This window comes from Botrimarina hoheduenensis (assembly GCF_007859815.1).
GTDB lineage: Bacteria > Planctomycetota > Planctomycetia > Pirellulales > Lacipirellulaceae > Botrimarina > Botrimarina hoheduenensis.
In genome coordinates, this window is sequence record NZ_SJPH01000001.1 from 257,181 (window position 1) to 269,228 (window position 12,048).

Annotated in this window: 7 protein-coding genes; 2 read left to right on the forward strand and 5 right to left on the reverse strand. The window is 63.0% G+C overall.

All coding sequences use genetic code 11. The annotated features are described in order from the left end of the window. Positions 1–285 precede the first annotated feature (285 nt). A complete protein-coding gene (locus Pla111_RS00975; protein WP_197524647.1) occupies positions 286–1,695 on the reverse strand; it encodes a TlpA family protein disulfide reductase in 1,410 nt (469 codons plus the stop codon). A 183-nt stretch (positions 1,696–1,878) separates the two neighbouring features. Here Pla111_RS00975 and Pla111_RS00980 point away from each other — a divergent pair, with 183 nt between their 5' ends. Together Pla111_RS00980 and Pla111_RS00985 are read left to right on the forward strand one after the other, a co-directional pair. Further along, on the forward strand, positions 1,879–2,775 hold the full coding sequence (locus Pla111_RS00980; RefSeq protein ID WP_146570505.1) for a phosphodiester glycosidase family protein: 897 nt from the start codon (positions 1,879–1,881) through the stop codon (positions 2,773–2,775). A gap of 144 nt (positions 2,776–2,919) precedes the next feature. Next, on the forward strand, positions 2,920–5,355 hold the full coding sequence (locus tag Pla111_RS00985) for an MMPL family transporter (protein WP_146570506.1): 2,436 nt from the start codon (positions 2,920–2,922) through the stop codon (positions 5,353–5,355). 104 nt (positions 5,356–5,459) lie between these two features. Here the strand turns inward: Pla111_RS00985 and Pla111_RS00990 are convergent, their stop codons facing one another. The 4 genes from Pla111_RS00990 to Pla111_RS01005 all read right to left on the reverse strand — a co-directional run bounded on the left by Pla111_RS00990 (position 5,460) and on the right by Pla111_RS01005 (position 11,778). Beyond that, a complete protein-coding gene (locus tag Pla111_RS00990; protein ID WP_146570508.1) occupies positions 5,460–7,433 on the reverse strand; it encodes a sodium/solute symporter in 1,974 nt (657 codons plus the stop codon). Then, the gene (locus Pla111_RS00995; RefSeq protein ID WP_146570510.1) at positions 7,430–7,663 is read right to left on the reverse strand and encodes a DUF485 domain-containing protein; all 234 of its coding nucleotides are present in this window, start codon (positions 7,661–7,663) and stop codon (positions 7,430–7,432) included. The genes Pla111_RS00990 and Pla111_RS00995 overlap by 4 nt, the downstream gene beginning before the upstream one ends. Positions 7,664–7,792: 129 nt before the next feature. Next, the gene (locus Pla111_RS01000; RefSeq protein ID WP_146570512.1) at positions 7,793–8,413 is read right to left on the reverse strand and encodes a SlyX family protein; all 621 of its coding nucleotides are present in this window, start codon (positions 8,411–8,413) and stop codon (positions 7,793–7,795) included. Positions 8,414–8,556: 143 nt separating this feature from the next. Continuing rightward, positions 8,557–11,778 (reverse strand): type II secretion system protein GspD, encoded by a 3,222-nt coding sequence (locus Pla111_RS01005; RefSeq protein WP_146570514.1) that lies wholly within the window; start codon positions 11,776–11,778, stop codon positions 8,557–8,559. Between the last annotated feature and the right edge of the window lie 270 nt (positions 11,779–12,048).

Sequence of the window (12,048 nt, forward strand, 5' to 3'; positions counted from 1 at the left end):
GGCCAGAGCGGTGGGGCAGGGCGGTGGGGCAGGGCGTGAATTCTCGGATAGCAGAGCGGGTGCGCTACCGAGGTGTCACGGGCGGGGGGCAATCCTTCGCCGTTACGGGAAGCAACGGAGGAGCAAACGATCGCCGCGAGCTCACCGTGGCTAACAAACGCAACAAAGTATGGCCGCAGTTAACTCATAGAGTTAATACATGACCGATCGGTGCGTCGAACGCAAGTTGTGTCGAATTGACGCATTCTGCGTGCTGCAATCTGCCCACTCAGATTCGTGGTCGAATCACTCGGCAGCACCGTTCAGCCGTAAAAAAACGGCCCCATCACGCAAGTTGACCAGGAGGCGTCCCCCCTCTTCCGACGGAACAATGAACACCCCGGTGCCGTCGTTTCCACTTAGCCAGCGCCGCGTTAGCAACTCGCCCGAAAGATCGCGTACCGACAACACGTGCAGATAGTCCTCGGCGCCGGTGAGGTTGAAAGCCCCATAGTGTTCTTCCTGCAAGGCAATCTCCGGTGTGCTGTCGCCGGTTAGATCGCCCACGGCAAGCGTGATCTTTGAGTAGTCGCCTTCCGCCGGGAGCTTCTCGACCCAGACCGACTCGCCATCGGCGTCAAAGAGTCCCACGAGGAAGCCGACGGTTTCCCACTCTTCGTCATAAACCTCTTGGGCGGCGACCCATTTAAGGCCCTCGGCGTCCACCAGCGGAGCGAATCCGCAGAGCGGCATCGGATCGCCATCGGGATCAAGCGAGTCAGCACCCCACTCGAGCGTTGTCTCAACGGTTGCGGAGCCGTCAAACGGGATGATCGCCAAGCGGTTCTGACCGATGGGCATCGCCAGCGCTTCATTGCCGCTCGGCAGCCGGAACCGCTGGGGACCCTCGATGCCATCGAAGTACGCATCGTCCGCGAAGGCGGCGAAACCGACCTCTTGAAGCCGGTGCTCATTAACGGGGCCAAAGCGTGCGCGGATCGCGTCGAGCCGGGCGACGCGCGCTGCGGTGACCGCCGCGATCGCCTCGGCATCGAACAGCGTTTCACCGCGACGAACCCGTTCAATCTGAGAGCGAAGTTTCGCGCCGACCTGCGATGAGTAGCCCGAGTGGACAGCTTGGATTGTTCCTTCGCGATCGATCAGCACCGTCAGAGGGATGCTGTTGGCTCCAAACGTATCGCCGACCTCTCCGCCGTTGTCCAACAACTGGGCGAAGGAGAGCTTCTTCTCCGCCACGAACGAGCGAACCGCATCAAGGTCTTCGCCCTGGTTGAGGCCGATCACTCGCACGTCGTCCCCAACGGATTCGTGGAGTTCCTGCAGCTGGGGCAAGGTCGCCACGCAGGGGCCACACCAGGTTGCCCAGAAGTCGAGCACCACGATCTTGCCGCGTAGCTCGGAGAGCCTCACGGAATCGCCCTGCAGGTTGACTAGGTCAAAGTCGGGCGCTTGCTGACCGAGCACGGGCGAGGGTTCTTCCTCTTCGGCCAGGTCTGCGTCACCCAAGAGGGTGCCCAGGAGCCGACCCACTGACTCGGCCCAGTCGTAACTTGGCGAGGCCGGATCAGCGCTGGCTTCCGCGGCGAGCTGCGATCCGGAATCCGCTTCGGCCCGCGCCGAAAGTGGCGTCATCCAAAAACCGAGGCCGGCGCAGGCCACAAATAACAGGCGGGCAAAGCAATCGAGGCTTGTCATCGGAGATCGATCGAATGAGGCTAGGAAGTCTGTCTCGTCAGCCACAGGCGTAAACCGGGGGCCCCACCACGTGCCAGACAGCTTAATCGCTTGGCACCGAGCAGAGGGGGGGACCCCTGCAAACTCCGCCCGCCGGCGTGTTGGATATTGCTTTCGCGACACCCTAATTGTGCGATTATTAACATGCGAATCCGCGTAGCGGTTGCTTGCCTGATGTTCGCTTTGGTTGGCGAATCGCGGGCGGACACCCCCCCGTTTGATCTCCCCGAAACGATTGGCTGGCGGGACGTCTTTGAGGGGATCGCCGTGGCTGAGCTCACGCTCACACAGCCGCGGCCGCTGCGGGTTCATCTGGCGAAGGTCGATCTGTTGGCCGACGGCGTATCGGTCGTTGCGAATTCAGACAACGGCGAACGACCCGACGAGGTCGATGGCTGCTACACCACGACCTTCCTCGAGCAGCAGGCTTGTCAGATCGCGATCAACGGCGCGCCTTTCGGACCGGGCCGCGCGAAGGAAGGCGAGACACAAGATGTTTCGGGACTTGTCGTTTCCCACGGCGTAGTCGTTTCGCCGATAGAAGTCCCGGGCGAGCCCGACCGAGCAGCGCTGGTCTTCCGCGGACCAACCGCCGCCATCGAGTCGCCGCCGATCGACCTCAGCGGGGTTAGCACCGCTGTGGGCGGTTTTGGAGTGGTGCTCGCACAGGGCAAAGTGGTGCGTGACGAGACGACGCCCGAAAAAGTTTTGGACGGTGTACACCCGCGTTCCGCTTTTGCCCTACGTCGCGGTGGTGCAGAACTCTTGCTGCTGGTCGTCGATGGCCGCCAACCCGGTTACAGCGAGGGCGTTACACTGGAGGAGCTGGGTAAAATGATTGGCTTGTTGGGTTACGAAGAGGGCCTGAATCTCGATGGCGGGGGAACCACCTCCCTGGCGATTGCCAACGAAACGGGCAAAGCCGTTCTCTTGAATCGTCCGATCAACGACAAGCAGCCGGGGCAGCAGCGTGTCGCGGCTAGCCATTTGGGGGTGTTCGCCAGATCACTTCCTGTGGAGAGTAAACCTACGAGCCCGTAGCCACCCGGCCGGCGTCTCGATACGCTTATTGTGCCGTAGACAGCCGCTTCTCTCGCCGAGTTCGGTACCGTCCCGCAAGCTTCGCCTCGGCTTTGTCGAGGTCGCCGAGCATCGCCCGCAAGGATTGTCCCTCAGCAACGCTTTATGTTGGTCGAGCGACTCGCAGACACCGTGAACAAGGGCTGGCGCTGGGTCCTGCTGGCCTGGTTGCTGCTTGCGGTGGGGCTCAAGATGGTGGCCCCCTCATGGCAAGCGATTGCGCTCGACGGCGATCTCGATTATCTGCCCGCCAAGGTGGATAGCTTGCAGGGAGAGGCGTTGCTCAAGGCCGCGTTCCCCGACGAGAAGTCGAAGAGCCAAGCCGTGGTGGTTCTCTCACGTGGCGGCGAGCCGATCGTGAGCGAAGATCGCCGTTTCGGTTTGCGTGTGGCAGAAGCCCTGCGCACCGCGGAGGGACTGCCGATCCTCGACGTCTGGGACGAACGCACCCAGGTTGTTGGCGACATGATGCTTGCGCGCAACGGTGCCGCAGCGATGGTGGTTGCCAACACCACCACCGGTTTAATGGATGTTGAGAACGCGCGGGTCCTTGAACGGATCGAGTCGTTGCTGGACGAGTTGCAGGTCGAGGCCCCCGAGGGGCTCGACGTCGGTCTGACCGGATCGGCGATGATCGGCGGCGACTTGCGACTCTCGATCGAAGAGAGTCTCGCCAGCACCGAGGTCGCGACGATCGTGCTCGTGCTGTTGTGCCTGATCATTATCTATCGAGCCCCGCTACTGGTGCTGATCCCACTCGCGACGATCGCGGTCTCGATGTCGGTTTCGTACGATCTGGTCGCGTTGCTCGCTGACAATTTCGGTCCGGGTGACTATCCCTGGTCCGACTTCAAGATCTTCACCACCTCCAAGATCTTCGTTGTTGTGATCCTCTTTGGGGCGGGGACCGACTACTGCTTGTTCTTGATTGCGCGCTATCGAGAAGAGCTTGCCGAAGGGGTCGATTGGTCCGTCGCACCGGGACGAGCGCTCGCGCGGGTGGGCGATGCCCTGGCGGGCAGCGCGTTCACCACCATCGTCGGCTTGGCGATGATGATCGTTGCCGAGTATGGCAAATTCTCGAACAGCGGCCCGACCATCGGTGTTTGTATTCTCGTCGCGCTCGCGGCGTGCGTGACGTTCGCTCCGGCTTTGTTGCGGGCCATGGGTCCGGTCGTCTTCTGGCCGGTGCGCCCTCCCGCGCCCGAGGAGCGTGGCAGCGGCCGTGACGCAACCGAGCCCAGCGACGCCCGGCTATGGGGAGCCGTGGCCGACATGGTGATGCGGCGTCCGGTGACGATCATGGCGCTGTCGGCATGGCTTGCTGCACCGCTGATCTACCTGGGTGCCGGTGTCGGGGTAACGCACGATTTTGTCGCGGACTTGGCGCCCGAACGGACCTCGGTGCGGGGGGCCGAGCAAGTGCGGACCTTCTTCGGCGAGGGGACGATCGCGCCGATGAAGGTGATCGCTCGTCTGGCCGACGGGACCAAGACCAAAGAGGGCGCTCCTCTGGATCTCTCCTCCAACGAGGGACGCTACGCCATTGCTCCGTTGCATTCCTTGCTGTTTGAGCAAGAAAGCGTTGCCGATGTACGCAGCTTGTATCTGCCGACGGGCGGAGACCCCAAGAAGCGGCGTTTCTTAGGCGGCGGCGCTCTGCATGACTTGGCGGTGGCCGGCAGCCCGCTCACGGCCGAGACCTTTGTCTCGCACGGGGGGGCGTACGCCGGCAAGGTGACCCAAGTGTCGCTGCTTTTATCGCAAGATCCGTTTTCGAGCGTAGCCCGCGAGCAGATGCCGAGCCTCTCAGAAGCGCTACACACCTTCGCGGAACAGGCCACCATCGAGGGGGAGCCCAACCCCTGGTTCGGGGCCGAGTTCCACTTAGTCGGGGTCACGCCGGGCATGCGCGACCTGGAGCAGGTCACCAACCGCGATCGCTGGCGGATCCAGATCGCGACCGTATCGGCCGTGTTTCTGGTGCTGCTTGTGATCCTCCGCCGACCGCTGGTCTGCGTGTACTTGATCGTAACGGTGCTACTCAGCTACTGGGTGACGCTCGGGGCGACGAGCCTCTTCTTTCAGGCGCTCTACGGCGAGGCTTTTCAGGGGCTTGATTGGAAGACGCCCATCTTCCTGTTCGTGATCCTGATCGCCGTTGGCCAAGACTACAACATCTATCTGGCAACGCGGGTCATCGAAGAACAGAACCGCTTGGGACTCAAAGCCGGTCTGCGACGCGCGATCGTCCAGACTGGTGGCATTATCACTAGCTGCGGCGTGATCATGGCCGGCACCTTTATTTCGATGGCCACGGGAACACTGCGGGGCATGGTGGAATTAGGGTTCGCCCTCGCACTCGGCGTGCTGCTGGATACGTTCTTTGTGCGGACGGTAGTCGTCCCCTGTTTCTTTGCGTTGTACGCCCGTCGCGAAGCGGATCCCGCCGAGAAGCTGACGTCTTACGACGCCTCGTCAACGCCCGCGCCGCGTTCCGCGAAGCTCTCTGCCCCCACAACCTCCTCGGTTGCCAGCTAAATTGGCGGGCTAGGCGATACGGCTCGATGCAACCCTTGGCCTGGGCAATCCGCTTCGAGGCATCGGGTAAGCGACTTTTCGATCTGCCGCTAGCCGCCTGAGGCTTAGCTGACCTCGAGGGCTGGCATCGTGCGGGGCTGTGTCAGCAGAGAAACCGCAACGAGGGTCGCAAAACCTAGCGGAATCGTGACCAAGCCGGGCTGGCTGAAGGGGGCCCAGGCGTCCGAAGCGGGCAGACCGTAGATCTTGGCGTAGGTGTCGGCCGAGAGCAGAATCCACGCCAGGGAACTAACCATGCCGATCGTGACGGCCGCGATAATGCCCTGCTTGGTGACCTTCGGCCAGAAGAGCAGCATGATCAGCGAGGGAAGATTGGCCGACGCCGCGACGCTGAACGCCCAGCCGACCAGATAGCTTACGTTCATTCCCTTGAACAAGATGCCCAACACAATCGCCAGCACCCCGACGACTACCGAGGCGCACTTGGCGACGAACACCTTGCGTTCATCCGGGAGCGGTTCGGTGAGAACGCTGTCGAGCAGGTCGTGGGTGACCGCACCGGCCGAGGCCAGGATCAGTCCGCTGACCGTTCCCAAGACGGTCGTAAAAGCGATCGCCGAGATCACCGCGAAGAGTGTGTTGCTCATGCTCTTGGCGAGCAGCGGAGCGGCCATGTTGGAATCGGTCGGGTCGAGGGCTCCGCTGGTCATGGCCCCCAGTCCCATATAGAGCGTCAAGACGTAAAAGAAGCCGATGCACGCGATACCGACGATTGTGCTCTTACGCGCTGCTGCCTCGTCCTTGACGGTGTAGTAGCGGATGAGGATGTGGGGCAAAGAGGCCGTGCCGCCGAACAGCGCGAGCATCAGCGAGATAAAGTTCAGCTTATCGAGCAGATTACCCGAGCGGATGCCGCTGAACGCCGGGTGTTCGCCCGGACGCAGCACACGTGAGCCTGCGGTCGGTTGCTGGTAGTAAACGGTGGTCACGCCGCCGTCCGGCTCCGCGATGACCGTGCTGCGCCACAAGACGATTTCGCTTTGCTGGAGCGTCGAAAAAAATCCGAGGGCCCCAAGTTTCCCCGAGGCCGTTTCGTTGTTGGGGAGCCGCTTAACACGCCCGACGGGGTGAAGGGTTGCTTCGCCCGGGCCGCGCCCCAGGGGCAAGCCGCCGATGAGGGTTCGCCCCTCAGCCGTCTTGGTGACCGATTGCCCTTCGTCGAGGACGCGGCTGCCATCCGCTTCTTCACGCAGGTTCCAGACCGTGATGGCACCGGTGGTTGCGTTGCGGGTGCGGACGAACGGGCTGCCCGACCAGCCCCCTGCGGGCGGCAAGACGGTTTCTCCCGGCAGGCCCGGGAATTCGATCAGGGCGGGACCAACGGTGTCTTCTCCGCCGCTTATCGCTGGCTGTAGAGGAAGTGTGCGGAAGGCGTACCCGTCGGCTCCGCCGTCCTCGACCGTGAAGCCTCGCCCCAGCACCATTAGGGTCAGCACCGCGCTAAAGACGACCAGCAACGCGCCCTTGAGGAACTGTACCCACGTGGTCGATACCATGCCGGCCGTCACCACGATCAGGATCACAACCGCGCCGACCATCACCACCCCGACCCAATGGGGCAGATTGAGCAGCGGCTGGACCAGCACCCCGGCACCAACCATCTGGGGGATCAGATAAAAGAGGCTCACGGCCAGCGTGCTAACGCCCGCAATGATCTTGATGCCACGTGATTGGAACCGGGCATTGAGGGCGTCGGCAAAGGTAAACTTCCCCAACCGCTTCATCGGTTCGGCAACCACCAACAGCGCGACGATCCAGCCCGCCAAGTAGCCAATCGAGTAGAGAAACCCGTCGTAGCCGTAGAAGGCAATCATGCCGCAGATGCCCAAGAACGATGCCGCCGAGAGGTAGTCGCCGGCGAAGGCGATGCCGTTCACAAACCAGGGGATCTGGCCGTGGGCCGCAAAGTATCCGGCAGCGGATTTAGCGCGCGAGCCGAAGTAAAAGCTGATCGCCAGCGTCAGCCCGACAAACGCCAAGAAGATGGCCAGGGCGGTTACAGAAACGTCGTAGATCACGGCTGGGCCTCGCTGTCTTTCGGATTCTTGGCCAGCACGCCGTAGATCGCGGCGAGTACCATCGCCAGGGCGATCAGCGCTGCGCCGGAGGTGATCGCTAGGCTCACACCGCCAAAGGGTGTGGCCTCCATCGTTTGCGGCGCGAAAGCGCTGACCATCACAAACACGGTGTAGAAAACGACATACACCGCGAACAGAACCAGCCCGAGTCGGGCGTTGGGAGAGACCATAGCGGGCCGTTTGCCGAGCGAAGCGAGAGAAGACGGACGAGGGGCCCTGGCGAAAGCCGCTGAGCCCTGGGCGACACCATAGCCAGCCGCTGGACGTCCTGGAACCCGCAAGGCTTTGCCGAGGTACCGTCAGTAGTGCGGCGGCCGTTCGTCGGTGGTTTCCTCGGCGCTGCGTTGCGTGTCGATGAGCTGCCGGGCTGCCTCTTCAAGCCGATAGAGACGCAGGGCCGTCTTGTCCGTTTCATTGCGGAGCGACGTGACCACCTCGTCCAGGTCCTGCCAAAGCTGCTGCTGATGGGTGAGCAGCTCTTCGAGCCGCACCAGATCAGCGCTGACCGGATCACCAGGCGGGGCCTGCTTACGGCAGCCAACCCACGCCAGGAGCGACCAGCCCCCAATCATTGCCAGCCCCCCCAGGGGCACGACGGCACCCAGCCAGCGAACCGAGACGGGACCCAAGGCCAGAGCATAGAGCAGCCCGCTGAACAGCACGCCGCCTGCGGTCAGCAGCCCCGCAGCGTTTTTCACTTGCTTGCCGAGCGGCGCTGCGGCGACGCTTAGCGCCAGCAGCGCCAGGGCGGTTGCCAGTTGATAACGGGCCCCGGTCTGAAAGTTGTCGACTCGGCGTGCGAGGGCCTCGCCCTCGAAGCCCCCCGCGACCAGGGTTCCTGCCAACCCGTGTTCGGCCCAGGCCCCCAGAGCTACGGCGGTGGCTCCGAGCACGCCGGCGGCGAGCAATCCTCGGTTCATCTCAGACTCGCGGGGGTGGGGGGGCGGAAACGATCGCGCGACTACTACCCCTTTAGAAACAAAAAGAGCCGCCGGCAGGCAACCCACCGGCGGCTCAAGAACGATTTTTGTCTGGCAGGGCTCGAACACCCCACAGACCCGCGCTACGGGGTCGCAAGACCCAGTCGCTGCTCCTCTTCTTCTTGGATGATGATCCGGGGCGTGACCATCATCATCAGGCTATCGGTCTCGCGGCCGATACCCACGTTGCGGAACAGTCGGTTGATGTAAGGCACCTTCGATAGCAGCGGGATGCCAAACTCTTCACGACCCTCATTGAGACGTTTGATTCCGCCGAGGAGCACCGTACCCCCGTCTGGCACGCTGACCGTGGTGACCACGGACACGAACTGGAAGGTCGGCAGCTGAACCGTTGTGCCGGCGATGATCGTGCCCTGGTCCGACGAATTGCCCTCGCTCTCGTTGGTGCCGTCGTCGTCGGTGTCGGTCGAGGAGCTCGTCGACGAGCGGTTGGTTGTGGTTTGACCATCGAACGTGAAGGTATCCACGTCGCCGATCTCGCTGAAGAACGGCACCACGGTCAACCGGACGTAGCGACGGTCGTCAGACACCACGGCCTGGATCGACATGAGCGTTCCCTCTGACAGGACGACGATCACCGGCTGCTGAGCAGCGGCAAACTCGCCGACCACCGGGATCACGCTGATGACGAAGGGCACCTGCGAGGTGTCCGAGACGAATGCCTGCTGGCCGTTGAACAAGGTCACCTTCGGAGCGTTCAGCACGTTGGTGCGTGAATCTCCCTGGGCGGCGTTGATCAAGAAGTAGGCCTCGATGTCGCTGAGAATCGCGAAACCGAACGTGGCCGCTTGCGTTGGATTGAACCCGCCGAACGTTGGCAACGCCACGTCGAAGCTGCCTTGCCGGAAGGGGACGTCCAGGTCTGCGGTAACGGTCGCCAGGTCGCCGGCGAGCGGGGCCTGGGCACCAACCACCGAGCCACGGCGCGGTGTCTCAAACGCAGCACCAACCGCCAGGTCGTCCGTGCCGACCGTGTTGTCGTTAATGTTCATATCGAAATCGATGCCGATCCGCTCGAAGAAGTCATCGCTCAAGCGGATAAAGCGAACCTCGATCGTCACCTGGAGATCTTGCAGACGACGGAGCTGCTCGAGCAGATCCGCGATCTGCTCGTGGACGGCTTGTGTCTGGCTGACAACAAGGCTGAGGTTGGTGGGGAACGGCCGGATTTCCGCCGTGCCGCCGCCGTTTTCGGCCCAAGTGTCGCTCGCAACCGTCGAGACGATCAAATCGATGAGCGAGTCAAAGTCAGCGGCCGCAGCACCGCCCAGGCCGCCAGGGCCCGTGCTGAGCGGGGTGCTGGCCGAGGGGCCGCCTGCGCCGGGGCTGAAGGCCTGCGCCATCACGTCCGGATTGTTCGAGCCGCCCGCCATGGGCATGCCCGCTTGTCGCTGGTTGGCAAGGGCAATCGGGCCGCCCCCCATCACGCCGCCCGACCCATAAGGTGCCGCGGCGAGGGCGTCGTTGATGAGCCCCTGCAGGCCAATGTTGTTGCTCGGCACGAAGTTGGGAATGGGGATCACCAAGTCGGCCACATAGTAAGTTTCCGTCTTTAGGTCGCCATCGCGGAGCGTTTGGCTGGTGACCTTGAGCACCTCATCACGGATCGTGAATCCGAGGTTGAGCGGCTCGAGGATCAGGTTCAGCGCGCTGCGAAGCGAGACCTCGCTCGACAGGTTCACGCTCACCGGCGTATCGCTCGAGACACCCTCTTGAGCCAGACCGCGCGGGTCCAGGTGGATGTTGACCCCGGCCAGCGTTGAAAGCCGATCCAGCACTTCTGCCAGCGGGCGGTCTTCATAGCGCAGCTGAACGTCGGTGTCGCGCAGCTTCTTGTAGATCTCTACCTCGCGTGGCGAGAGCGTCTTCGACTCGGAGAGGCTGCTTCGCTTCTGCATTTCTACCCAATTGTCGCCGTAGACCATTTCTTTGCCATCGAACACATTCGGGTTAGCCGAGCGCTCGATGTCGTGGCCCATGGCCCAGTTCCCCTCGTCACGTAGAGCGAGCATCTCCTCGTTCATCATCGTGCGACGCAAGAACTTGGCGTTGGTCATGATCTGCTTGGCGATCGCCCGCTCGGGGGCCAACTCAAACAGTCGTTTGGCGACCGCTTCGGCCTCGGCATAGCGATGCTCATCGACCAGCGTGTTGTAGTCTTCCACGTGTGTGGCGATGCGGTCTTCAAGCTCTTGCTCAAGCTTGTTGTCGCGCTCGATGTCGGCCATGACCGCGGCGTTCTGCTCGTCCAGCTCGATCTCGGCCCGATTCTCGTCGATGTACTTTTGGGTTTCGGCGATCGAGCGATCGATCCGCCGATTTAGTTGATCACGGGTCGTCTGCGGCAGACCGGACGAGCCGATCTGCTGCTTGGCCTGTTCGAGGATCTCGAGCGATCGGCGCGGCTCGGTCTCGCGAACACGGCGGGACTCGACCTGAGCCTGCCCCAGGGCGGTTGCCAGTTGGCTGGCAACAACCCGTTGATCGGCATTGGTGGCATCGAGCATTGATGACTCGGCGAGCGGCTCGGCTGCCGCAGGCGGCGTCCCCCCCTCGGCCGAGAGCATGCGTAGGTGAGCATCCAAACGCGAGGCAGCGCTGACCGGCAGCTCAGCGCGGCGCGTGTTGGCGGCACGGAACTTTTCAGCCGCGGCCGCCAGATCGCGGTCGCGGAGGGCCTGTTCGCCCTCGGCAAGCAGCTTCAGTGCCGAGGGGGCACCGATCGGCAGCACCTCAGAGGGAGCTGGTAATTGCGCCAAACGTGGCCCGCCGTATCCCGTGTCGGCGTAAGCAACCACCGGCTGGTTGGAGGTGTCGTCGTTCTCAGGAACGTGCAAAGCATTGGAGACCCCCGACGCGGCCCCGATCGCCGTTTGAGCCGCCGCCGTTGTCACGCCCGAGTTGGGGGTGGGCATCGGCTTGGGCATCGGCTTGCCGGCAGCCGCAGGCTGCGGCGTCGGCAGCGGGCCCTGTGCGGCCTTGAGTCGATCCAGGTCGCGGCGCGCTTTGGCGGGCGTGTCGCCCATGTGGATCATCGGATAGCGGATGCCCGCCTGCTCGCAGCGCGTCAGCAGACGCTCTGCGGCCGCCAAATCCCCGCCCGCCATGGCACGACGCGCTGCGTTAAGCGTCGCGTCTACCGCCTGGCGGTTGAGCTGGGATTGTTCGGTCGTAAGTTCTTGAGGTGGTGCGGCCTGTGACTGGGCCTCAGCGGTGACGAGCCCGATTTCGAGCGTCGCCGCGAGGGCCATAAGGACGAGCGCGTTCTTCCGTGTCGCGTTCAACTCAACTCTCCTTGTTGCGTTGGATCGCGGCAGCCGGTGGTTACCGGCTCCGTGGTCGTATTCGTTGCTATCGCTGGACGCACGGCGCGAGCCGTTGTCGGCGGTGTCCCGCCGAGCACGACAGACGCGTTGGCGCTGCCGGGATCGGTGTTCGGGCGGCGGGTAATTAACCGCGGACGAGAGAAGCGTCAACCCCGGTTTGGGGGCACCGAAAAAACAAAAGAGCTGCTAGCAGAACTTGCCCGCTAGGAGAGAGCGATCGATCACGCG